The organism is Veillonella sp. ICM51a (assembly GCF_000524355.1).
GTDB classification, from domain to species: Bacteria; Bacillota; Negativicutes; order Veillonellales; family Veillonellaceae; genus Veillonella; species Veillonella atypica.
This window is the reverse complement of sequence record NZ_JAPX01000030.1, coordinates 84,835-110,605: the sequence shown is the minus strand read 5'-3', so window position 1 is coordinate 110,605 and position 25,771 is coordinate 84,835. Positions and strand designations below refer to the sequence as shown.

General features: G+C 39.5%; 21 protein-coding genes. 6 read left to right on the top strand and 15 right to left on the bottom strand.

What is annotated here, in order from left to right:
* Positions 1-8: 8 nt before the first annotated feature.
* Together pfkB and HMPREF1504_RS05355 are read left to right on the top strand one after the other, a co-directional pair.
* A complete protein-coding gene (gene pfkB, locus HMPREF1504_RS05360) occupies positions 9-917 on the top strand; it encodes a 1-phosphofructokinase (protein WP_038124079.1) in 909 nt (302 codons plus the stop codon).
* 40 nt (positions 918-957) lie between these two features.
* Positions 958-2,937: a fructose-specific PTS transporter subunit EIIC gene (locus tag HMPREF1504_RS05355; protein WP_038124076.1), complete on the top strand. Its 1,980-nt coding sequence runs from the start codon at positions 958-960 to the stop codon at positions 2,935-2,937.
* Positions 2,938-3,063: 126 nt separating this feature from the next.
* On the opposite strand, the gene HMPREF1504_RS05350 is transcribed toward HMPREF1504_RS05355, so the two are convergent.
* Positions 3,064-3,642, bottom strand: coding sequence for a hypothetical protein (locus tag HMPREF1504_RS05350; protein WP_038124072.1), 579 nt, complete (start codon positions 3,640-3,642; stop codon positions 3,064-3,066).
* A gap of 8 nt (positions 3,643-3,650) precedes the next feature.
* Entirely contained in the window at positions 3,651-4,235 is a 585-nt protein-coding gene (locus HMPREF1504_RS05345; RefSeq protein WP_038124070.1) for a hypothetical protein, read from the bottom strand.
* 487 nt (positions 4,236-4,722) lie between these two features.
* On the opposite strand from HMPREF1504_RS05345, the gene HMPREF1504_RS10440 reads away from it, so the two are divergent.
* On the top strand, positions 4,723-8,001 hold the full coding sequence (locus HMPREF1504_RS10440; RefSeq protein ID WP_051411679.1) for a subtype B tannase: 3,279 nt from the start codon (positions 4,723-4,725) through the stop codon (positions 7,999-8,001).
* Positions 8,002-8,162: 161 nt separating this feature from the next.
* Here HMPREF1504_RS10440 and cysK read toward each other — a convergent pair whose 3' ends face one another.
* From cysK to HMPREF1504_RS05275, 13 genes are all read right to left on the bottom strand, one after another.
* Complete coding sequence (gene cysK / locus HMPREF1504_RS05335; RefSeq protein WP_038124066.1) at positions 8,163-9,098, bottom strand: cysteine synthase A; 936 nt, start codon at positions 9,096-9,098, stop codon at positions 8,163-8,165.
* A 69-nt stretch (positions 9,099-9,167) separates the two neighbouring features.
* Entirely contained in the window at positions 9,168-9,617 is a 450-nt protein-coding gene (locus HMPREF1504_RS05330) for an Rrf2 family transcriptional regulator (protein ID WP_005375570.1), read from the bottom strand.
* 383 nt (positions 9,618-10,000) lie between these two features.
* Positions 10,001-10,564 carry an alkyl hydroperoxide reductase subunit C gene (ahpC, locus tag HMPREF1504_RS05325; protein ID WP_005375602.1) on the bottom strand — a complete coding sequence of 188 codons (564 nt, stop codon included), beginning with the start codon at positions 10,562-10,564 and terminating at the stop codon, positions 10,001-10,003.
* A gap of 184 nt (positions 10,565-10,748) precedes the next feature.
* Positions 10,749-10,961 carry a hypothetical protein gene (locus HMPREF1504_RS05320; protein ID WP_005384033.1) on the bottom strand — a complete coding sequence of 71 codons (213 nt, stop codon included), beginning with the start codon at positions 10,959-10,961 and terminating at the stop codon, positions 10,749-10,751.
* A 9-nt stretch (positions 10,962-10,970) separates the two neighbouring features.
* Positions 10,971-12,581, bottom strand: coding sequence for a CTP synthase (locus tag HMPREF1504_RS05315; protein WP_009661514.1), 1,611 nt, complete (start codon positions 12,579-12,581; stop codon positions 10,971-10,973).
* Positions 12,582-12,596: 15 nt separating this feature from the next.
* Positions 12,597-14,330: an arginine--tRNA ligase gene (gene argS / locus HMPREF1504_RS05310; protein WP_038124060.1), complete on the bottom strand. Its 1,734-nt coding sequence runs from the start codon at positions 14,328-14,330 to the stop codon at positions 12,597-12,599.
* Positions 14,296-14,754 carry a DUF1934 domain-containing protein gene (locus HMPREF1504_RS05305; RefSeq protein ID WP_038124057.1) on the bottom strand — a complete coding sequence of 153 codons (459 nt, stop codon included), beginning with the start codon at positions 14,752-14,754 and terminating at the stop codon, positions 14,296-14,298. The genes argS and HMPREF1504_RS05305 overlap by 35 nt, the downstream gene beginning before the upstream one ends.
* A gap of 76 nt (positions 14,755-14,830) precedes the next feature.
* The gene (locus HMPREF1504_RS05300; RefSeq protein ID WP_232203323.1) at positions 14,831-15,127 is read right to left on the bottom strand and encodes a GIY-YIG nuclease family protein; all 297 of its coding nucleotides are present in this window, start codon (positions 15,125-15,127) and stop codon (positions 14,831-14,833) included.
* 1 nt (position 15,128) lies between these two features.
* Positions 15,129-15,767: a peptidylprolyl isomerase gene (locus tag HMPREF1504_RS05295; RefSeq protein WP_005379758.1), complete on the bottom strand. Its 639-nt coding sequence runs from the start codon at positions 15,765-15,767 to the stop codon at positions 15,129-15,131.
* Positions 15,768-15,924: 157 nt separating this feature from the next.
* Complete coding sequence (locus HMPREF1504_RS05290) at positions 15,925-16,701, bottom strand: HAD-IIB family hydrolase (protein ID WP_005375586.1); 777 nt, start codon at positions 16,699-16,701, stop codon at positions 15,925-15,927.
* A 64-nt stretch (positions 16,702-16,765) separates the two neighbouring features.
* Positions 16,766-17,005 carry a DUF1653 domain-containing protein gene (locus tag HMPREF1504_RS05285; protein ID WP_005375614.1) on the bottom strand — a complete coding sequence of 80 codons (240 nt, stop codon included), beginning with the start codon at positions 17,003-17,005 and terminating at the stop codon, positions 16,766-16,768.
* Between the two features lie 187 nt (positions 17,006-17,192).
* Positions 17,193-18,527 (bottom strand): branched-chain amino acid transport system II carrier protein, encoded by a 1,335-nt coding sequence (gene brnQ / locus HMPREF1504_RS05280; protein ID WP_005375597.1) that lies wholly within the window; start codon positions 18,525-18,527, stop codon positions 17,193-17,195.
* Positions 18,528-18,626: 99 nt separating this feature from the next.
* Positions 18,627-20,663: a molybdopterin-dependent oxidoreductase gene (locus HMPREF1504_RS05275; RefSeq protein ID WP_038124052.1), complete on the bottom strand. Its 2,037-nt coding sequence runs from the start codon at positions 20,661-20,663 to the stop codon at positions 18,627-18,629.
* A 594-nt stretch (positions 20,664-21,257) separates the two neighbouring features.
* Between HMPREF1504_RS05275 and HMPREF1504_RS05270 the strand changes: the two genes are divergently transcribed.
* From HMPREF1504_RS05270 to HMPREF1504_RS05260, 3 genes are all read left to right on the top strand, one after another.
* Positions 21,258-22,397 (top strand): Ldh family oxidoreductase, encoded by a 1,140-nt coding sequence (locus HMPREF1504_RS05270; RefSeq protein ID WP_005379755.1) that lies wholly within the window; start codon positions 21,258-21,260, stop codon positions 22,395-22,397.
* A gap of 296 nt (positions 22,398-22,693) precedes the next feature.
* On the top strand, positions 22,694-24,331 hold the full coding sequence (locus HMPREF1504_RS05265; protein WP_005375607.1) for an L-lactate permease: 1,638 nt from the start codon (positions 22,694-22,696) through the stop codon (positions 24,329-24,331).
* Positions 24,332-24,542: 211 nt separating this feature from the next.
* Entirely contained in the window at positions 24,543-25,736 is a 1,194-nt protein-coding gene (locus HMPREF1504_RS05260) for a multidrug effflux MFS transporter (protein ID WP_005375595.1), read from the top strand.
* The last annotated feature ends 35 nt before the right edge of the window (positions 25,737-25,771 follow it).

Genomic DNA, 25,771 nt, shown 5'->3' with positions numbered 1-25,771 from the left:
GAAAACTTATGATTTATACGATTACTTTCAATCCTGCATTGGATTATATCGTTCGCTTAGACCACTTAACCACAGGTACAATCAATCGCACTGAACAAGAATATGTGCTGGGCGGTGGCAAGGGTATCAATGTATCCATCGTCCTCAATAACCTAGGCATGGATACAACGGCACTCGGTTTTATCGCTGGCTTTACAGGTGATGAAATTGTGCGTCAGCTCAATGAATTTGGCGTTCGTGAAAGCTTTATCCGTCTTAGAGAGGGTTTAACCCGCATCAATGTTAAAGTAAAAGCATCCGATGAAGAAACGGAAATCAATGGTCGTGGTCCTATCATAGCCGATGAGGAACTACAGGCCTTATACGCCCAACTTGATGCATTAACAGAGCAAGATACATTAATCTTAGCAGGCAGCATTCCGTCTAGCCTCCCAAGTGATATGTACGAAATCATTATGAAGCGCTTAGCTAATAAACATATTCATATCGTCGTAGACGCAACTAAGGATCTATTAACTCGTGTATTGCCATACAAACCATTTTTAATCAAACCAAACAATCACGAATTAAGCGAAATCTTCGGACGTACATTGTCTACAAAAGATGATTTAGTCACTGCAGCTAAAAAATTACAGTCCCAAGGTGCACAACATGTGCTCATCTCCATGGCTGGAGATGGTGCTATCTTGGTATCCGCTGATGGTACAGTCTATACAAGTCCTGCACCTAAAGGAACGCTTATTAACTCCGTTGGTGCCGGCGATTCTATGGTAGCTGGTTTCATGACTGGATACCTCAACACCCAAGATTTACAACAAGCCCTCTATTGGGGTATTGCTACAGGCTCTGCTTCAGCCTTTTCGGAGAATCTAGCCACCAAGGACGAGGTCCTCGCCTTGCTTAACACCATTCGTTAATTTTATTATTCATTATATATGTACAGTAAGGAGTACACACATGAAGATTACTGATTTATTAAAGCCCCAATCAATCCTGCTGAATGCATCACCAACTAACAAAGCGGATGCCATTTACACTCTAGGTGATTTAATGGATAAAGGCGGCAACCTATCTGACAAGGCAGAATACTTAGAAGCTGTCTTTGCCCGCGAAGAATCCGGTTCTACTGGCCTTGGCGACGGTATCGCCACACCACATGCTAAATCAGCAGGTGTAAAGGAAGCTGGCCTTGCTGCTATGGTCGTTCCTAACGGTGTTGATTTCGAGGCCCTCGATGGACAACCATCTCGCCTATTCTTCATGATTGCAGCACCAGAAGGCGCTGCAGACACTCATGTAGAGGTATTGAGCAAATTAGCCACTATGGTAATTGATCCGGACTTCAAAAACGCTCTCATCCAAGCTGCTACAGTAGACCGTTTTCTAGAACTTATCACCGCCAAAGAAGAAGGCAACTTTGATCCATCTGTAGAAGGCTATATCAAGACGGAAGATGAAAAAGCACCAAGCATTACCGATGCTATCGAAGCAAAAGCTACAGAGGCTATCGAAAAGGTAGTTCCTAAGGTATCTGTAGATAATCCACATTACGAAGTATTAGCTGTTACAGGCTGTCCTACTGGCATTGCTCATACATACATGGCTGCCGAATCCTTGGAACGTAAAGCTAAGGAAATGGGCATTTCTTTAAAGGTAGAAAAGAATGGTGCTTCTGGCATTAAGGATGCACTTACAGCAGAAGAAATCGAGCATGCTAAATGCATCATCGTCGCTTCTGACCGCCAAGTTGAAATGGCTCGATTTGATGGCAAGCCAATGATTCAAACTAAGGTGGCAAACGGCATTAATAAAGCAGAAGAATTATTGCGTGAAGCTATGTCTGGTACAGTACCGGTATACCATGCCTCTCAATCTGACAAAGATAGTGCTGAATCTGCTATCGATGCAAAAGATAGCTTTGGCCGACAAATCTACAAGCATTTGATGAATGGCGTATCTCACATGTTGCCATTTGTTATCGGCGGTGGTATTCTAATCGCTCTCGCATTCCTATTTGACACATTCGATCCAGCTAATGCCAAAAACTTTGGTTCTGGCACACCATTATCTGCATTCCTAATGAAAATCGGCGGTGCTTCCTTCGGATTTATGTTACCTGTTCTAGCTGGTTACATCGCTATGAGTATTGCAGACCGTCCAGGTCTTGTAGCGGGTTTCGTTGGTGGCTTGCTAGCAAGCCAAGGCGGTTCTGGTTTCCTCGGTGCCTTGATTGCAGGCTTTGCAGCAGGTTACTTAGTACTGTTAGTTAAGAAACTCGTATCCGGATTACCTCAAGCATTAGAAGGTACAAAACCAGTACTCTTCTACCCTGTACTGGGCGTATTGTTCATTGGTATCGCTATTACATTTATCATCAATCCACCAGTATCTGCTTTGAACGAATGGCTTATGAATTCCTTGCAAACAATGGGCACTACTAGCCGCGTATTATTAGGTCTTGTCTTCGGTGCTATGATGTCTGTTGATATGGGTGGTCCTGTCAACAAAGCAGCCTATGTTATCGGTACAGGCGCTCTAGCAACTGGTGAATATGGTATTATGGCCGCTGTTATGGCTGGTGGTATGGTTCCTCCATTGGCGATTGCCCTTTGTACAACATTCTTCCCTAGCCGCTTCACAGAAGCAGAACGTAAATCTGGTATTACAAATTACATCATGGGGCTTTCCTTCATCACAGAAGGTGCTATCCCATTTGCCGCAGCTGATCCTATCCGTGTATTGCCTTCTTGCATCATCGGTGCTGGTACAGCTGGTGCATTATCCATGTTCTTTGAATGTACATTACGTGCACCTCACGGTGGTATCTTCGTAGTACCAACAATCGGCAACCCACTTCTTTACCTTGCATCCATTGCAATCGGTTCCGTTGTGGCTTGCATTATCTTGGCTATCGTAAAACCAAAACTCAAAAAATAATATCACAGTTGATCTATTTAGTTTAATCATTATAAATGACTGACTAATAACTAATGTATGCAAAACACCCTATGTCACAACACTGACATAGGGTGTTTGTATTTATAACTTATATCTTCGATCCGCTCATCGGATTACATCATCATAAAATGTACCATATACCATTTTAAATACGCGATTAGCAACATGATAGCTTTCAAAATCAAAGTCCGTAGGTGTTAAGAATGTAACATTCTCATAGCCTTTAAGAGCTGGTTGTGTTGGTTTACTTTCACCATTGAGAGTGTAATCCTGTTGATTTAGTACCGTCCCTACAATACCAGATTCCATCATTTTTATATTCCATAGTTCATGTAAAGAAAAATCTGGCAGTCTTGTTTTTAGCTTTGATGCCTTGGCTACCATATTAGCAAGGGAAAGGTTTAAGTCATAGTCATAACGAACCTTATATTCCCTAATTAAATCAGATGAAGGCAATACAACATATATCTTAGCCTCTATATTTTTTGTATGCGCATCTGTAGAATTATTTCGGATAGTACTTAATTCAATATATTTACCATCTCCACCACCTGTATCACCTTTAGATATAATTCGTGCAAAACGACTAGTATCTTGCAACTCAGTATTGGACACAGCCTTCACAGAATTTAAAGAAGCACACAAAACACATACCAGCGCCACAAGAAATACAAAATGTTTCATAAGGCACCTCATTTCACTACAATATCGTCAAAATGCTGCTGATACGCTACAGTAAACATAGCGTCTGCTACAGCAAATAAGTCTTCATCAAACCGGCCACGATCTATAGGACGTAATTGATGCACTAAAGGAACTTTACTAGTAACCTCTGTACCGTCCCCATTATATCGTTTCACCTCTTGTAACTCGACTTGTATGCCTGATTCATCCTGTGCAGCCTTAATCACAGCATACATAGATGGTGATGGCTTTACAACATTCATAGCTTGTATTAAGGACCCTAATGAGTAATTCGTATCATAGGTAGTAGTTAATTCATATTCTGTAATAGATGTACTTCGAGGAGTTTCATAAACAGCATAAAAAGTACCTTTTAATTTATAGTGCGGTGCTGCGTATTCTAGAGACTCTACAGAATATGTATTTAAATAACTTATTAGCTTATTTTGTATAGAACCGCCTTCATAAGGATACGATTTTTGATACACATTTTTAAACTGCGATGAACTATTTAATTCATTAATTGAAATAGCTTGAATTTGCATGGTAAAAGCAGCCATCACCATACATGCTAATAAGAATTTTCTAAACATGTTCTCTCCTTTAAAAACAAAACTCGATTAAATTACCCAAAGCATACCATATTTTATTGAGAAATGTATACATAAGTCTAATATTCTCTCGACTTCAAATTGTCAGCATTAATACCTGTATTACCATCAATTATTATAGTAGTATTACCTTCTGCTACAGTTTTTTTCTTACCGCTATTTTTACAAATTTAGAAATAACTACATAACCAGTCTTAACCTTATTCCAAATTACTTGATATACTTTATCTTCTCAACATTTAGATGATTTAGTTTCTCTTCTGTTTTCTATAATCAGCTATTATGCCTCTATAACATATGATTTTAAATTTAATTCTAAATTTCTAATTTCCTGTAATACCATTTTTGCTTGATATAGCCTATATTTATGGAAATTGTACAATTAGCCATATTTATGATAAACTATATAAATATAAATAATTTTTAAAATTATAAATTATTATTTGAAATCTAGTTCGGAGAATAATTCATGAAATCATCTAAGAAACGTCAAGTGACTGCTGCGTTTTTTGCAGCAGCAGCATTGGGTGGCGTTGCTCACGCAGCTCCGGTCCTTAACATGAATGATTTAGTAGGATCTAAAACTACTTCTGAATCAACGACAGAAACTATTAATAATGTAGCGACTCCAGTCGTACAACCTATGGTCCCTCGTGTGCGCCCAGTACCAGTTCCAGATACAGCTAAAGCTTTAGAAGAACAATATAGAGCTGTGTCGCAACCACAATATGTTGTTAATAAACAAACGAATACTATGATGGAACCAACATTGGCAATGCATAGTTTAATCAATGTACAACGTAAAACTGAACCGGTTACCATTCAAAAACAAGTAGATGGCAAGCAGCAAATGCAAACAACGCAAGTACAACGTACACCGATCATTGTGCAAGAACAATCTACTACACCATTAGTAGTTGCCAATACAACCACGACTAAATCAGTTATTGCAAAACGGACATTAACAATTCGCGATATTCAACGTGCTGAACGTGAGCGTTTAGCTAAATTAGCGGAAGAACAAGCTGCACAACAAGAAGCAATGCAACAACAAAGCAGTGAACAAGCGCAAGCAGTGCGCCAAATGGCAGCTGAACGAGCTGCCGAATCTCAACGCCAAGCCGCATTATTAGCACAACAACAAGAGGCACAGCGCCAAGCGGAGTTATTAGCTCAGCAACAAGAAGCTCAACGTCAAACTGCTATCAAAGCGGAACAAGAGCGTATTGCTGCAGAGCAAGCTGAGGCTCAACGCCAAGCTGCTATTAAAGCGGAACAAGAGCGCATCGCTGCAGAGCAAGCCGAGGCCCAACGTCAAGCTGCTATTAAAGCGGAACAAGAGCGCATCGCTGCAGAGCAAGCTGAGGCCCAACGTCAAGCTGCTATTAATATCGCTGCAGAGCAAGCCGAGGCCCAACGTCAAGCTGCTATTAAAGCGGAACAAGAGCGCATCGCTGCAGAGCAAGCCGAGGCACAACGTCAAGCCGCTATTAAAGCGGAACAAGATCGCATCGCGGCAGAGCAAGCCGAGACCCAACGTCAAGCCGCTATTAAAGCAGAACAAGAACGCATCGCTGCAGAGCAAGCCGAAGCTCAACGCCAGGCGGCTATTAAAGCAGAACAAGAACGCATCGCTGCAGAGCAAGCCGAAGCTCAACGCCAGGCGGCTATTAAAGCTGAACAAGAACGTATCGCGGTGGAACAGGCTGAGGCGGATGCAGAAAAAGCTCGTTTAGAAGCAGCTGAGGCGAAAGCAGCAGCAGAAGCGGCTGCAAAAGCTCAAGCTGAAGCTCAGCGCCAAGCGGCTATTAAAGCGGAACAAGAGCGTATTGCAGCAGAACAAGCTAAAGCAGAGCAAGAAGCAAAAGCTAAGGCTCAAGCGGAAGCTGAGGCTCAGCGCCAAGCTGCTATTAAGGCTGAACAAGAACGTATTGCAGCAGAGCAAGCCAAAGCAGCGCAAGAAGCAAAAGCTAAGGCTCAAGCGGAAGCTGAAGCTCAGCGCCAAGCCGCTATTAAAGCGGAACAAGAACGTATTGCCGCAGAGCAAGCAAAAGCAGCACAAGAGGCAAAGATTAAAGCAGAACAAGAAGCTAAGACTAAAGCCGAGGCGGAGGCTAAGGCTCAGGCCGAAGCAAAAGCTCGAGCGGAAGCGGAAGCAAAACAAGCTCAAGAGTCTAAATTGCCTGAATCGTATGTTAATGAACGTAATCAAGCTTCTACCAAAGGTTCTACTACAGCCGGTGAAAAAAATATACTTTCACAGCCAATTGATCCACCATTACAAGCTGATACGTCTGCAAAGATTACCCTCACCTTTGACATCAATAATTACGAGTCAATGACGGGAACGGTAGATAATAAAGAGATTAAATATCGCGCATTTGAATATATCCCATATGTATCAAATCCTATCGATATTGATCAGCAGTACATAAACATTTACATACCTGAAGAGTATTTCAATAATGGCACTGTAAATGGTTATAATACACAAACAGCACCAATCTTTATGCCAAATAATGTTGGCGGTTATATGCCAAGCCAACCTATGGCACCAAAACTAGAAAATAATAAGCCAAATAGTGCTCTCTATGCATTGTCTAGAGGTTATGTTGTTGCATCCCCTGCTACACGTGGCCGTACAAATAAAGCTTCTGATGGTAACTTCATCGGCAAAGCACCAGCAGTCATTGTAGACTTACAAGCGGCTACAGCTTATTTACATGCTAATGATGCGACTATGCCAGGTAACGCAAAACATATTATTACGAATGGTACTAGCGCAGGCGGTGCCGTTTCCTTATTACAAGGCGCAACAGGTAATACATCTGATTACCAACCATATCTACAGGCTCTCGGCGCTGCTACTGCATCTACCGATGTGTATGCATCCTCTGCTTACGCACCGATTACAAATCTAGATGCTGCAGATATGGCTTACGAATGGAGCTATAACGGCATCACATCATTTAATAAAGTGACTATGGGACAAGGTGAATTGCCTCAAGCGAATGTAGGCGGTGCACCGGCTCCAATGCAACGTAGTGTACAACGTGTGAACTTAACGAATGATGATGTGGCATACTCAGATTTGCTTAAGAGCCACTTCCCTGACTATGTAAACAACTTACAATTACGTGATAGAACTGGCATTATTTTAAAACTCGATAAGAAAGGTAATGGCACATTCAAGCAATATGTAAAATCTTTCATCATCGATGCCGCTAATAAAGCTAAATCTAATGGCGCTGATTTGTCTCGCTATTCTTTCTTAATATTAGATAAGAATACAGGTCTGGTGAAAGATATTGATTGGGACGCTTATAATAGCTTTACTAGTCGTTCTAAGGTACCAGGTGCATTTGACTCTAGATCTAATGATTCTGGTGAAAACAGCCTATTCGGTACAAGCACTAGCGATACTAATCACTTCACGATTACAGCGGCACTACATGATACAACGACTAATAATGATGTATATGTAGAAAACGCTAAAATCGTTACTATGATGAACCCTATGAACTATCTTGGTTCTCCTAGTGCAACAAACGCTAAATATTATCGAATTCGCTATGGTACAGCAGATAGCAATACATCTGTTGCCATCCCATTAATCGTAGGCACTCGTGCACAAAATCTCGGATATAGTGTAGACATGGCTACACCATTTGGTGTGGATCACGCTGGCGATTACGATTTACAAGATTTATTCAACTGGATGGATTCTATTGTAAAAAACGGTAGATAATCTATCTCGATTATAAACTTATTCCATAACGTAACAAGTCTGTAATAGCCTCCATACATGATGCTATTACAGACTTGTTTGTTATTTTTATCTTATATCGACAACAAAGGCGTCCTAAACAAGTAGGGCGCCTTTATTACTAGTATTATATTGAAATGTTATTAATCTTCAGGGAATAAAGCAGTAGACAAGTAACGTTCACCTGTATCTGGAAGAATAACTACGATATTCTTACCTTTGTTTTCAGGGCGTTTTGCCAATTCTGTAGCGGCCCATAATGCAGCACCGGAGGAAATACCTACCAAGATACCTTGTGTATGACCAAAGTCTTGTGCTGTTTTAAAAGCATCTTCGTTAGCAACTTGAATAACTTCATCATAAATTTTAGTATCCAATGTTTCAGGAATAAAACCTGCACCTAAACCTTGGATTTTATGAGGACCTGGTTTACCGTTAGATAATACAGCAGAGTCTTTAGGTTCTACAGCTACGATCTTAACATCAGGATTTTGTTCTTTCAAGAAACGACCTGTACCAGTTAATGTACCACCTGTACCAACACCAGCTACGAAGATATCTACAGCACCATCTGTGTCACCCCAGATTTCAGGGCCTGTAGTTTTATAGTGAATTGCAGGATTAGCTTGGTTTACGAATTGGCCTGCTTCTACAGCACCAGCAGTAGCTGTTACGATTTCTTTTGCCTTTGCAATCGCGCCTTTCATACCAAGTGCACCATCAGTTAAGACGAGTTGTGCACCATAGCCAAGCATTAATTTACGGCGTTCGATAGACATTGTTTCAGGCATTACGATAACAACCTTATAACCAAGTGCAGCGCCTACAGCGGATAAACCAATACCTGTATTACCAGATGTAGCTTCTACGATAGTACCGCCTGGTTGTAATTCACCAGATGCAACAGCAGCTTGAATGATAGCAGCAGCGATACGATCCTTTACGGAACCACCTGGGTTAAAGTATTCAAGTTTAGCTAAAATATTAGCATCAGCACCTACGCTTTCACCAAAACGAGTAGCTGCCAACAATGGTGTTTTACCAATTAATTCAACAAAAGATTTTGCGATTTTAGACATAATCAACACTCCTTATATTCGGATATTATGGATACTATAAATGGTATGTAATATATAATTATGTGCCTCTTAAATAGAGCCATCCCAATTATCATATTTTGTATCTAGTTTTGCGTATGTACCATCAATAACGTCTTGTAAGGTCACACTTTCTAGATAATCGTGAATGTAATTTTGTAACCCCGCCCAGAATCCAACGGTGCGTTCATTAATGACATCATCCGTAGATACACCTTCATCTAGAGATGAAATAATAGCCATTGATTCCTCTGTAGCCATCAAAATTTCAATGATTGTATATTCACTAGGTTTTTTAGATAAACGATAACCGCCGTATTTACCACGAATGCTATCAACTAAACTGGCCGCTCCTAATCGAGCCACAATACCTTCTAAATATTTCTCAGATATGCCTTGTCGTTCTGCAACAGAACGTAATGACACGGGTTTTCCCTGACCTTGCTCAGCTAGATCGATGAGAACCATCAAAGCATATCTTCCTTTTGTAGAAATTCTCATGTATATTGCCTTCCTTTTTAAAAGCTAGCGTCCCTTGAACAAACATTTTATATACCTCCTATGCGAATGTATAAAACCTTGTGCATCGCTAGGAATTAATTTCATTATAGAATACTAACTGTAAAAATGCAAGAGTTTATTTCCTACTTTGTCAAAAGGTTTTACGAATAACAGTATTTACCTATACTAATTGGATACACTGCGACAAAAAGACCAGCCCAAAGGCTGGTCTTTTTGCGTATAGTTTGTAGTTTGTTATATGAGGTTTACATTAGTGAATTGGAGAGTGTTTCACCATGTAATGGGGCTTACCGGTATCGTTGGAGATACGATCCGTGCCCAAATGTTGTCATTTGAAGAGGTTGTTGGTCTATCTAGTAGTCTTAGATTTTACCTACTAGGTCAAGACCTGGTGTTAATGTATCTTTACCTGGTTTCCACCGTGCAGGGCACACTTGATCGCCATGTTTAGCTACAAATTGAGCAGCTTGTACTTTACGAACAAGTTCTTCTGCAGAACGGCCAATACCCATATCGTGAATTTCCGCTGTGCGGATAATGCCTTCTGGGTCAATTACGAATGTACCGCGGTATGCCATAGCAGATTCAGGATCGAATACATCGAAGAAATCAGCTAATTCATGTTTCTTATCAGCTAGCATGTAGTATTCAATTTTATTGATGCTTGGAGAAGCATCGGACCATGCTTTGTGAACATATTCAGAATCAGTGGATACGGAGTAAACTTCGCAACCTAATTCTTTCAATTCAGCATAAGATTCTTGTACGTCTTCCAATTCTGTAGGGCATACAAATGTGAAATCTGCTGGATAGAATACGAATACAGACCATTTACCTAATACGTCTGCAGTGCTTACCTTTACCAATTCAGGTTTTTTGAAAGCATCAAGTGTAAATTCAGGGAGTTTCTTACCAATAATAGACATTGTGTCCTCCTTTATATTTCTAAATAACGATTACTATATGTTCTATTGATGTACCTACATCAAATCTATATCTATCTTTGTCTATATAATAACACTAATCATTTAAAATAGCAAGCATTATTTTTAAATTTATCGATATATTTTTGCAAGTTTTTTCGATACAGCAAAAAAAGAAGGAAGATACTCATTTCTGAGTATCTTCCTTCTTTTTACGTACCACAACGGACTTACTACTTATAGCGTGATCAAAAGCAATAAGTCCTGCTATATTAGCAATACCACGCCGCGTCACATGTCCAGTTGTAGACTGTTGTTTCCCCGATTTACCATATACGAACTGCTCTAATTTAAGTGCAGCTAATATAAAGATACCTATAATAGATAAAATGGATCCCATTTCTATTCTCTACTTTTTAAGTTCCAAAATCGCATCTACAAATCCACGGAATAATGGATGAGCATTGTTTGGACGAGATTTTAATTCTGGATGTGCTTGTGTACCTACGAAGAATGGATGACCCTTAACTTCGATGCTTTCAACAAGACGACCATCTGGAGATGTACCAGAAATAACAAGGCCTGCATCACTCAATTGTTGACGATATTCATTGTTGAATTCATAACGATGACGATGACGTTCGTATACAAGGTCTTCGCCATATACTTCACGCGCTTTTGTACCCGCTTCTAATTTACATGGATAGATGCCAAGGCGCATTGTGCCACCTTTTTTATCTACATCCACTTGATCACTCATCAAGTCGATAACTTTGTATTTTGCATCTTCATCAAATTCGCTAGATGTAGCACCTTCCATGGCACATACATTACGAGCAAATTCCATTACAGCAGATTGCATGCCAAGGCATAAACCGAGGAATGGAACTTTGTTTTCACGAGCATAATTGATAGTACGGATTTTTCCTTCTACGCCACGGGAACCAAAGCCACCAGGAACAACGATACCATCAATGCCCTCAAATACTTCTTTAGGATCTACAGAAATATCATCAAGTTCTTCGGAATCAATCCAACGAATGTTCACCTTAGTATCAGTCTCGATACCAGCATGGCTCAATGCTTCTGCTACAGAAAGATACGCATCGTGCAAAGCTACATATTTACCTACGATAGCTACTGTAATATCTTTGCTAGGATTCAAAATTTTATGAACCATTTCTTTCCATGCAGTCATATCGCAAGGACGTTCTTCAAGACCCAATTTCTTAATGACAATATCATCAAGCCCTTGATCTTGCATCATCAATGGTACTTCATAGATGGAATCACACGTTTGGTTTTCAATTACGGCCGCTGGTTCTACATCGCAGAACAATGCCAACTTTTCCTTCATTTCGTCGGAAATATGTTTTTCACTGCGGCATACCAAAATATCTGGTTGAATACCAATACCGCGCAATTCTTTTACGCTATGTTGGGTAGGTTTTGTTTTTAATTCACCTGCTGCGTTGATATATGGTACTAATGTAACGTGAATATACAATACATCGTTACGACCTACATCTTTTTTGACTTGGCGAATTGCTTCCATAAATGGCAAGCTTTCAATATCGCCGACAGTACCACCGATTTCAGTGATAACTACATCAGCATTATCTTCTTTACCTACGCGGTATACATTTTGTTTAATTTCATTTGTAACGTGAGGAATAACTTGTACAGTGCTACCTAAATAGTCACCCTTACGTTCTTTATTGATAACGGACCAATATACTTTACCAGCAGTAATATTGGAACGCTTGCTAAGATTAATATCGATAAAGCGTTCATAGTGACCCAAGTCCAAGTCTGTTTCAGCACCATCATCGGTTACAAATACTTCGCCATGTTGGTAAGGACTCATTGTACCAGGATCGATATTGATATATGGGTCAAATTTTTGAATCGTTACATTAAAACCGCGGTTTTTCAATAATCGGCCCAAAGATGCAGCTGTAATCCCTTTTCCCAAGGAAGAAACTACGCCGCCTGTTACGAAAATATACTTAGTTGCCATGATGCCTCCCACCTACTACATTTTTTCCGGAGCGGAAATACCTAAAATACCCAAGCCTTGACGAAGTACAAGAGCAATCGCTGTGATTAACCCAAGACGAGCTTGTTGCAATGATGGATCTACGCCAATGATACGACCTTGACGATAGAAGGAGTGGAACATACTTGCCAAATCGTATAAGTAACGAGCAATACGATGAGGTGCACGATGTTCGGCAGATTGAACAACCTCTTCTGGATATTCAGCTAATTTTTTAATTAATTCTAATTCCATTTCACTTGTAAGCGTTGTGAAATCAGTTTCACTATAATCACCAAATGCAATACCTGCTTCACGGACTTGGTTATAAATACTGTGAATACGGGCATGAGCATATTGGATATAATACACAGGATTATCATTGCTACGAGATTTTGCCAAGTTAATATCGAAATCAAGTTGACTATCTAGCGAACGCATCAAGAAGAAGTAACGAGATGCATCTACGCCAACCTCTTCAATCAATTCATCTAATGTAACGCTATCGCCGCTACGCTTAGATAATTTAACGAGTTGTCCATCGCGGAATAACGCTACCATTTGTAACAACAATACAGTCAATTTATCTGGGTCATAGCCAAAGGCTGCCATAGCCGCTTTTACACGACACACATAACCATGATGGTCAGCGCCCCAAATGTCGATCATTTCTTTAAAGCCACGATCATATTTATTGCGATGATATGCAATATCTGCTGCCAAATATGTAGGCACACCATTGTCACGGATGACTACGCGGTCTTTATCATCGCCATAATCAGTGGATTTCAACCACAAAGCGCCATTCTTTTCATACACCTTGCCAAGAGCTTTCAAAGCCTCTACGGAGTGATGAATTTCATCAGTTTCATGAACCGTACGTTCAGAGAACCAATTATCGAAAGTAACACGGAAATTGCTTAATGTTTCCTCTAAGCGAGCTAATTTTTCTTTTAAGCCCTCTTCTTTAAACAATGCTACACGATCAGCTTCGTTCATAGCATTTAATTTATCGAAGCCTTCGCGTTCTGCAATAGCTTTTGCAGTCTCGATAATATCAGGACCACGGTAGCCATTTTCAGGGAACACGAGAGCTCCTTCTGGAATATCGAATTCAGGCATGGAACCATCTTCGTTGCGCTTAGGTGGGAACACTAATGTAGCTCCTTGCAACTCTTGGAAACGGTATTCAATGGAGATAGCCATATTATCGATTTGGTTACCTGCATCATTGATGTAGTACTCGGATTGTACATTATAACCTGCTGCACGTAACAAGTTTACAAGTGCACTACCATACGCAGCACCACGACCATGACCGACATGTAACGGACCTGTTGGGTTCGCACTTACGTACTCTACTTGAATCGTATCGCGTGCACGCAATGGTTGCACACCGTATTGATCACCAGCATTCAAGATAGCTTTCAAGGTATCATACACCATATCGGATTTTAAGAAGAAGTTGATAAAACCTGCACCAGCTACTTCAGCACGTTCAAGCCAATCAAAATCCATATGACTAATTAATGTCTCTGCAATAGCACGAGGGTTTTGACGAGCCACACGAGCGGATTGCATAGCAATGTTCGTAGAAAAATCGCCGAATTCCTTTTGAGGTGGCACTTCTAGAACGATTTCTGGATATTCCCCAGCTGGCAAACCACCACTATTAATCGTTTCTTGTAATGCCTGTTCAATCCCCGATTTCAGGATTTCCTTCATGTCCATGCTCTGTATCCTCCCGCACGTCTATATCTAACTGATTATAAAATTGCCATTCACCTTCTATGGAAATATCATATCCGAGATGAACACGACCCGTTCCATTGTGAAAGTCTACTGTTAATTCATGTGTTTTTACGGCCATGTGAAGATCGCCTAATGGCGTTTCATATGTGGACTGGCGTTCCTCACCGCGAATGTATTGATGTCGCATATTCACAGCACCAGTACGCAAAAGAACAATGGAATCTTCGTAAATCTTGATGATCGTCTTAACCCCTTCAAGACCTGTTACGCTCGATTCTTCATAGCGAATATATTGGACTCCGTTCTTTTCATGTGAAGTACCTGGAGAAATTAATTCCACCACGGTATCCTGCCCATCTATGTCTCGTTGTACACTTTTTACGGATACTAGAACCCGCTTCATGTTTTTCTCCTCCATGGTCATAACATATCAATATATTATAGCACAAACAAGGGTCGTTTTGAATGTTTTGTACACTCTATTTCAATAGATTTATACGTTCAATTGCTCTATTCTCACCTGACGCAATAAGCTGTAATTTTTGGATCCTATTGAGTCGTTTAATAGCATATTCTCGCGACTGTGCCTCTTGTTTACTTTGAAAGCTTTCATAATAAACCAAATACACTGGTCTACGACATTTCGTATACTTAGCCCCACCTTTTATAACGCCATTATGAGCATCCAACCGTTTTTTTAAATCCGTTGTCCACCCGCAATACAAGCTTTCATCAGCACATCTCACAATATACGTGAAAAATTGTTCATGATTCATCTTATTTACTAGCATCATCCTTAATCGGCTCAATGGTAATCGAATTAATGATCACAGGATCAACAGGCTTATCATTTTTATCTGTTTTTACCTTACCAATTTTTTCGACCACATCCATACCTTGTACAACTATACCAAAAATGGTGTGTTTATTATCGAGATGAGGCGTAGGTCCCAAGGTAATAAAGAACTGAGAACCACCTGTATTCGGCCCACGATTTGCCATGGCAAGAATCCCCATTTTATTAAAATGAAGATCATTAGAAAATTCATCTGGAATCTCATAACCAGGGCCACCTGCACCTGTCCCTGTTGGGTCGCCACCTTGAATCATAAATCCATCGATAACGCGATGGAACGTAACGCCATTATAAAAGCCTTTTTTTACAAGGTAGTCAAAGTTTTTAACGGTAATAGGCGCTTTAGAGCCATACAAACGAATTTTAATTTGTCCATAATTTGTATCAAAAACAGCATATTCATCTGCAATTGGAGCATTTGTAAAATTAGGCATCTTATTAACCGTTTCAGCTTGTGCAACAGGTGTAATCGTTTTATCTGCACTATTATTGCCACACGCTGCGGTTACTACCATCATGCCCCCCAATAGAGCACAACCTAATATTCTTTTAACATTCATGATAATCCCTCACAAAATATAGAATTTCCCCAAATTATATATACATAGAAAAACCGCTCAACCCATGAGCGGCTCTTTATTAGTATATCATGTTTTCACTATGAATTTCTTTAAAATTCTATAAAAATTTATAATCTAAATGGTCTTATGCCAACGATTAATCAATCCATCCAAAATGCTTACATGCATTGTAAATACCATCCTTATCACAGTCAGTTGTAACATAATCGGCCTCTAATTTAAGCTCCGGACGAGCATTTCCCATGGCAATGTTTAACCACTCCGGTCTAAACATAGACAAATCATTATAGCCATCACCAAAAACGACAACTTGATTTGGCTTCATATTGAAATGTCCAATCATATTGCGAATCCCCAATGCTTTTTCCATAGGTTCATATAAAACGCACCCATCGCCATAGCGAATAAGCTTATGCGTCATATGCTCGATATCTTTTTCCTCTTCTTCTCCATCTTTGAAAAATACATAGATTTTATAGAAATCTTCTACACTGTGAAAGTCGAACTCTGGATCCACTACGGTTTTAAACACGTCCCAATCAGGATGCCATTCTAATATTTCTTTATACGGTGTAATGCGCCCCAATTTATTGCGGTCTGTTACAGCCCATGGAATATGCTTTGACTCAAGATATTCTAAATATTGAATACACATATCTCGATTCATGCCAATCATAGATACCAATTTCCCATCAATGGTTATACTATGACCTCCATCAGCAACTACATTTGTAATTCTAGCTTGCTCGGCAAAACGCATAGCATCAACTTGTATTCTACCTGTTGCAATCGATACTAAATGGCCACGCCGTTGCAATTCATCTATACAATACTGAGCACTATTGGGAATTTTTCCTTCAGGCCATACAGCCAATGTGTTATCAATATCAAAAAAGAAAAATTTTTGTTCCACAAGTCCTCCTATCTATCGCTATATACGAGTTCATATACAAACTATAAACTCTACCCGGTAAGCACTATTCATCTCGTCCACTCATTAATTGAAAGCGTTTTTGTTGTTTCACATCAGGATATTTATCTCGATCTACATCGCTACAAAACATGTCTAAGGGACGTACATACAAATCGCGGTCATCATATAATTTTTGATATACCACCAATTTTTCACCCGTTTCAGAATGTGTAGCCACATCTAACACGTAATAATACATACCTTTAAAATGACGATACAAACCACCTTTTACAATTTCGTTCATAACTACCTCGGCTTACTAAAACGATCTTTCATTTCTTATTAAACATTATACTAGGAAATACTATTTGAAAAAAGATTTTTATCACTATAAACAAAACACTCGCATCCCCCTTTTCTTTTACTGTAATCCTTCTAAGAAGGACTGAGCCAATAGAGTATAAAAGGAGAATGCGAGTAACATTCTACATTTATTTAGTTGTATCTGAAACCAAGCCCTTATGAATAAGACCTATGATAAAGCCAAGAATTGCAAAACTTACCCAGCCCATACCAATACCTTGGAACGGAATATATTGGGTAAACAAACCTTCGATGGCATCAGGTGCCCAACCAGCAGTTTCAAGACCGCTCATTAAGGCAGAAATCATGGTCAATCCAATAGTCCAACCATATACGCAACGACGACCGCCAAAAACAGTATCACTTAAGGCTAACAAGATAATAACAATCGTCAACGGATACAATAACATCAACACTGGAATAGCTGCACTAATGATTGTTTTCAATCCGAACAGCCCAAGTGCAAATGCAGCCACAGAGAATATGACAACATACATTTTATAGCTAATTTTGCTATATAGTTTGTGGAAATATGTACTACAAGAAGTAATAAGACCAATACTTGTACTCAAGCAAGCTAATAGAACGATGATAGCCAAAATAATTTGACCAGTTCCCCCAAAGAGGAAGTCCGCACTAGCTGTTAACACCGGTGCGCCTGTATCAAACAAGCCAAATCGCTCTACGCTTGTAGCGCCGATATTCGCAATGAATATATACACAATGCCGAGTAATGCTACCGCAATAGCACCAACCTCCATCACAGTTTTCGTAATAATATCGCGAGATGTAGCACCTGTAAGACGTACAAAATCGATGACGAGAATAGCAAACACCACAGAAGCCAATGCATCCATTGTATTATAGCCATCGAGGAAGCCTTGCAATACGGCTGTACCATTAGTCGCGTAAGCTGGTTGAGGCACCGCATATGCCCCAATCGGTGTAACAAAAGATTTGATAATCAATAATAAAATAACAAGCAATAATGCAGGTGTCAAAATATTGCCAATACGATTAACAAGCTTTTGAGGACTAATCGATAGCCACAAAGAAACGCCAAAGAATATAGCAAGGAACAGTGGTTGCATATCCAAAGTCATGCCTTGTAAAAATGGCTTGATCGCAATTTCATACGCAACGGTACCCGTTCTTGGTGTCGCAAACATAGGACCAATACTTAAATATAAGGCCACTGTATAAATAAGACCATATATAGGATGCGCACGACCTGCTAGTTCCTCAACGTCTTTACATCCGGAATAGCCCATGGCCATAACGCCAAGTAACGGTAATCCTACGCCAGTTAATACAAAACCAGCTAATGCCCATCCTACATTAGACCCTGCGTGTTGACCTAATGCGGCCGGGAAAATAAGATTTCCCGCACCAAAGAATAGGGCGAATAACATCATGCCTATAGCTAAATAGGCGCGCAGTGATAGATTTTCTTTTCCATCCATAAGGTTATCTCCCTTCGTACTACACTATCATATTAGATAACATTATATATGATATGGTAATCTGATTCAACAGCAAAATCGAATTATATCGAACTTTCATTACACCTTACGAATATTAACTTGTACGTCATAGAATGTACTCCCCCATGCTTCATCAGTCGGTCTAGATGCAGTTACAGCATTGATTCCTACCTTAGCGTCACTGGACTGAGATTGCCACCATACACCAAGGGTCACAAGTGTACCTCGTTGTACCGTATCATCTAGATATACTTTAATACGAACAGCCCCTCGATTATTATAAATTTCCACAGCATCACTATTATTAATGTTATATAATGCAGCATCATCTGGATGCATTCGTAGCTTCATCAATTCAGAATCATCAAATTCTAGTTCACAAAAACTAGAATCTAATATACGTATATCATTACCGATAATCAACCAGAATGGTTCATCATCACCATAAGGTTCTGTATAGGTAATCAACGGAATGGATTCTCGAGGATTTAAGATTTCGATTTTGCCTGACGGCGTTTTAAAATCCATCTTATAATTGTCTGGCAATGCTACTTCAACCAAGTCGCCACGTAAAATGGCATCTTGTTCGTCTTGTGAAAGTTTAGACGAATTGCGAACCATATGCTCAATTAGTTCTCGTTCTGTCATGGCAAAGAAAGGATCATCTAAACCCATATGCTGAGCAAGTTCAGAAATAACTTGCCAATTAGATTTCGATTCACCAACCGGAGAAATAGCTTGGTAACTGGCCGCAATTGTATAGTGTCCGTAAGAGTTAAAAATATCATCGGATTCAGCAGAGCTCGTGGCTGGTAAGATAATATCTGCATATGCACATGTATCTGTAAAGAAGCGTTCATGCACAACGGTAAATAAATCATCTCTCATAAGACCTTGTCTAACGAGATTTTGATTTGGTGCCGTTATAGCTGGATTTGATGAAAAGATATATAGACTATGAACGGGAACCCCGCCACTAGTATCCTCTAATCCATGCTCTAGAAGCGCTTTTGGATTTGTCAACAAATCCCCTAATAATATCATCGGCATCATCCGTTTAGACGGCGTTGGTGTATTAGGTTGTTGCATGAATGATTTATTAAAATATTGGCTACTACTAGAACTAGATAATAAGCCGCCACCTAAATGTTGCCATGCACCTACCACGGCAGGGAGTGCATTGATACACCGGCAACTCATTGCTCCATTACCATAGCGGGATACACCACTACCGAGACGGATAAATGGAGCCTTTGCTTTTGCATAGGCATGAGCTAGTTCTTCTATGATTTCAACCGGTACACCACATATAGAGGAAACATATTCTGGAGTAAATGTAGGCAATACAGCTCGTACTAGCTCATCATAACCTTGCACATATGCTTGAATAAATGTAGTATCCTCAAGACCATCCCGATGTATGATATGCATCATACCAAGTGCTAATGCACCATCAGAACCGGGTTTTACATACACATGATGTGTACCTTGATCATAAGTATATGTTTTATGGGTATCTATAATCCATACAAAAGCGCCGTTTCGTTTTGCCACATTCACATCGTGTAATATATGTACATCTGTAGCCGTCGCATTAAGGCTCCATAATATAATCAAATCACTATGTTGTGCTTCTTGTGGTTTGATAGCTACTGTGTCTCCATAAACAGACTTAAATGCTGCTTGTTTCGCAGGAGAACAAATCCCTCTGTCTTGACTAGTAGCGCCAATACAACGGAAGAAATAATCCGCTGCAGGACTATTTACAGCCCCCATGGTCCCCGCATAGGAATAACGAAGAATACTTTCACTACCATAGGTATTAATAGTATGGTTAAAATTTTCTACAATTCGCTCTAAGGCCTCGTCCCATGAAATGGGTGTAAATTGATCTGGACCAATACCTTTTTTACCAATTCGGCGTAATGGTGTCATCAAACGTTTAGGCGAATGAATAACACGCTCATAATGAGCCATCTTAGGACATAATGTCCCCCGTGTGAAAGCGTGCTCTTTATTACCGCGAACCTTTGTCACTTTATTCTCATCTACTATAAGTATAAGTCCACAAGCATCAGGACAATCATAGGGACATACACTTTTATATTCTTTCATATAAGCACCTCGCTTATCATCTTATTTATAGCAGTAATTTTATATGTATAATTATAGTATCATACATATACCACTATATCTGTAACAAAATTAACGAATATCGATATTTTTCAAACTTCGCATCAATGAATACATTGTATATCAATGCATATAGCAAAATCACTTATCAAAATAAGTGTATGACGTTATAACTTTTATTAATGTGTACCATGTAGATACACAATAAATATCGATACTTTTCAGTATTTATTTATAGTTTCTCCCCTACAATACAAACAGATAAGCAACGCATAAAAGTACCATTTTTTACGTTCAGGAATGTATCTATTACCAAAAGTCATGATTTATAATTTCAAGGTATTATCGATTATTTCAGTGCTTTTCGTTAACCTGTGTGATAAATTTCACGTAAGTTATGCAAATTATGTAATGCATTAAGTTATGTAAAACTATTCAATAACTCAACTTTGTGTGCTATACTGACATTGTCATTTGAGAGGATATAGAACTCACCGGACATCATATCACATTCATTGATATAACAGAGTGGAGTCAACTATATCAGGTCATATTTTCTGAAAAGAGGTTTTAACAATGGCAGACGCAAAAAACACTGTTCTTTTCCCTTATGAAACATTGAAAAAATTGAGCATGGATGCTTTCCAAAAATTCGGTTTCTCCGAAAAAGAAGCTGACATCATCCAAGACGTACTTTTGACTTCCGACTTATTCGGTATTCAAAGCCATGGTATGCAACGTATGGTTCGTTACCACAAAGGTATCACTAACGGCTTGATCAAAATCGACGCAAAACCTGAAATCGTAAAAGAAACTCCAATCTCCGCAGTTATCGACGGTCATGACGGCATGGGCCAATTGTTGGGTCACAAAGCTATGGAAATGGCTATCGAAAAAGCTAAAAAATCCGGTGTTGGTATCGTATCCGTACGTAACTCCAACCACTATGGTATCGCTGGTTACTATGCTAAAATGGCATCCGACCAAGGCTTAATCGGTTTCTCTTGTACAAACTCCGAAGCAATCATGGTTCCTGTATATGCTCGTAAAGCTATGCTTGGTTCCAACCCTATCGCTTGGACTGTACCAGCTGATCCTGTTGACTTCTTCTTCGATTGCTCCACTACAGTAGTAACTCGTGGTAAACTTGAAATGTACAACAAAATGGGCAAAGCTACTCCAGATGGCTGGGCTGTTAACAAAGACGGCGTTCCTTCCACTGATGCAGCTGAAGTATTGGGCAACATTTCTCGTCATGAAGGCGGCGGTATCCTTCCTTTAGGTGGTGCTACAGAAGTTCTTGGCGGCCACAAAGGTTATGGTAACGGCATGATTGCTGAATTATTCTCCTCCATCCTTTCCCAAGGTGGTACTTCCAATAAATGTATGGTTGGCGGCAAATCCAATATCTGCCACGGCTTCATGGCTATCAACCCTGAATTCTTCGGTGACCCAGCTGAAATCAAAAAACACTTCTCTCAATTCTTACAAGAATTACGTGAAGCTCCTAAAGCTCAAGGTCAAGACCGCATCTATACTCATGGCGAAAAAGAACATGAATCTGTTGCTAAAGTTAAAGCTGAAGGCATCCCTGTACTTAACGGTACAATGCTTGAAGTTCAAGATCTTTGCAATGAATTAGGTTTAGACTTCAAATCCTACTTCGGCGATTATGTACCAGAAGCTCCTGCTACAATGTTCAAAGGTAACTACTAATATCTAATTAGTGTTGGCCCTAACACGGACATGTAGTTAGTACAGAGGGGGACATAAACACTGTTTATGTCCCCTCTCTTATATTTTTTTAACCTCATAAACTATGAGGTTAAAAAATTTTAAGAGATATATCACTTTTTCTGATAAGTATATCTGTTATTTTATTGTAATCTTTTATTATTACTGAACTTTTACAACTCAATCCAATAGCGAATTACTCATCAATTAAATTGATTATTGCTACATCGTCCTGTTAAGCATATATTTTTATTTTTCTTGAAAGGATGATTTTAGAAATGAGTGCTCTCACCGTTCTATTAGCGCTATCTCCAATCATTTGGTTGATTGTAGCGTTATCCATCTTGAAATTACCTGCATGGCAAGCAACAAGTGTTGCTGCAATCGGTTCTTTCATCATCGCTATTACAGCATTCCAATCCGACCCATTTATTATGGTCACTGGTGCCCTTGAAGGTGCCGCATTGGCAATTTGGCCTATCCTATTAGTTATTACAGCAGCTATCTTCGTTTACAACTTGGTAGTACATACGAAAGCTATGGAAACTATTAAAACCATGCTTTCCTCTGTAACATCTGATACTCGTGTACTTGCATTATTACTTGCATGGGGCTTCGGTGCTTTCATGGAAGGTATGGCTGGCTTTGGTACTGCCGTTGCAATTCCAGCTGCTATGATGGTTGCCGTAGGTTTTGACCCACTAAAATCTATCATCGCATGTCTCGTTGCAAACTCCGTACCAACAACATTCGGCTCCATTGGTATCCCAACAACTACATTGGCTTCCTTAACAAGCCTTGATCCAAGCCATTTAGGTACATTCATTTCCGTACAATTATTCTTGCTTAACCTTATCGCTCCTTTCTTCGTAGTTATGATTATCGGTGGCGGTATCAAAGCGTTAAAAGGCGTATTCCTTGTAACATTACTTTCTGGTTTAGCATTAGCTATTCCTGAAACTGTAATCAATGCTGTAATGGGTCCTGAATTATCCGTAATTTCTGCATCCATCGTAATCATGGCAGTGATCATCGGTTGTGCAAAAATTATGCCTCCTAATGATCCTCAATACGCAGTTAAACAAACTGGCGAAGTTCCTAAAGTTTCTGGTGGCGAAGGCCTTGTGGCTGCAATGCCATTCATCTTAATCTTCGTATTATTATTATTAACCTCTAAATTGTTCCCAGCAATCAATGGTCCTCTTGCATCCATTAAAACATCTGTACCTATTTACCAAGGTGCTGGTGCAAAACCTTACACATTCGTATGGATTGCAACTCCTGGTATCATGATTTTCATCGCTGGTATCGTTGGTGGTTTCATCCAAAAAGCAAAAGCTGGTGAAATCTTCGGTACATTGGGTTCCACAGTTAAAAACTTGAAATTCACATACCTTACAATCATCACAGTTGTTATGACTGCTAAATTGATGACATACTCTGGTATGACTGCAGACATCGCTAAAGCAATGGTTGCAGGTACAGGTTCCTTGTATCCTCTATTCGCTCCTATCGTAGGTGCATTGGGTGCGTTCTTAACAGGTTCCGGTACAAACTCCAACGTATTGTTTGGACCACTTCAAATCGCTGCAGCTCAAGGTTTAAATCCTACAAACTTCGAAGATCTTGGCTTCTGGTTAGCAGCTGTTAACTCCGGTGCAGCTGGTATCGGCAAAATGTTGTCCCCACAATCCATTGCAATTTCTATTGGTGCCGTAGGTCCTGCTTTGAAAGCATACTTAGAAAACCACAAAGAAATCAATGCAGAAGAAGCTCACAACTTAGAACATGAAATCGAAGCAAGTGTTATCATGAACAGCGCGTTCAAATACTTCATCATCTTCATCATCATGCATGGTTGTATCTCCTTCTTCGGTCAACATTTCATCCATGAAATTCACCACATCTTCTTCTAAGAATTGGTAATATAAAAGAACAGCTCATTCGTGAGCTGTTCTTTTTATTTCAAATACTAATAAGCAATACCCTTGTTACTCATACATAAACCTATAGCTTTTTCTTATTAATCATGTTACAATACCCTTGTTAAATAGATAAAATTAAATGCAGTCTGCGAAGTGCGATTCGCAGACTTTTATTTTTCCCTTTTTTAATATAGGAGATTTTATGGAGTCTACAAAGAAAATATCTTTATTCATTGTCGTATTTCTAGGACTTCTTACGGCCATCACACCACTTGGTACTGATTTATATCTACCAGCATTACCAATCATGCCTCATGAACTTAATACAAATGCGTCCCTCATTCAGATGACAATTGGTATTATGACTTTTGGTATCGCTATCGGTCAATTGATTGGCGGTCCGCTTAGTGACTCATTGGGGCGAAAAAAACCACTCATCATTGGCAATATCCTCTGTGTAATCGCTAGTATACTCTGTGCTATTGCGCCCAATATTGAGATTTTACTAGTTGCACGATTTTTACAAGGTTTAACAGGTTCTATCGGAGTTGTTATTGCTAAGGCCATCTCCCGGGATTTTGCATCTGGTAAGGAATTAATGCGACTCATGTCTCTACTCATGCTCGTCAACGGATTAGCTCCTGTTATTGCACCGCTTATAGGTGGTCAGCTTTTATTATTTTCTACATGGCGCTTTATTTTTATTGTCCTCGCCGTTTTCTCTGCACTGTTACTTATGGGCTCTTTCATTTTTACTGAAAGCCTACCATCAGAAAAGCGTATTTCCGGTGGTATAGCAACAGCATTTAAAAACTACGGTGCTCTACTAAAAGATAATTCTTTCTTAGGCCAGACTCTAGTTCAGCTATTCGCCTTTGGTGGTTTCTTTGCCTATATTTCGGGTTCATCCTTTGTATATCAAAATATATTCAATTTATCTGCACAAGAGTTTAGTTATATGTTCGGGATTAATAGTTGCGGTATTATCCTCGCTAGCGTAATCAGTGCCAAAGTAAGTAATGTTGTAAAAATAAAAACCATTTTACATACCAGTCTATTGCAATTAACGATTGGTTCTATCCTATTCCTTTGTGCAATGTATTTTAATTGGTCCTTTATTATAACTAGTGTCATTCTGTTCTTTACAGTTTGTACCGTATCTGTATTTGGATCAACAGGGTTCTCTATGGCAATGGCGAAATATGGACATAAAGCAGGTAGCGCCTCTGCTATTTTAGGATTTGCAGGCATGTTTTCAGCCGGGTTCGTATCGCCATTAGTTGGTATTGGTGGAAGTCATACTGGTATCCCTATGGGGATTGTTATGGTTGTATGTGCTGTATTAGCATTAGTATGCTTCTATACAATGATTAAAGAAGATTCATCAATTTCATAAAAAAGCGTCCCTCATATGTCCCCTCTTTACTGGTT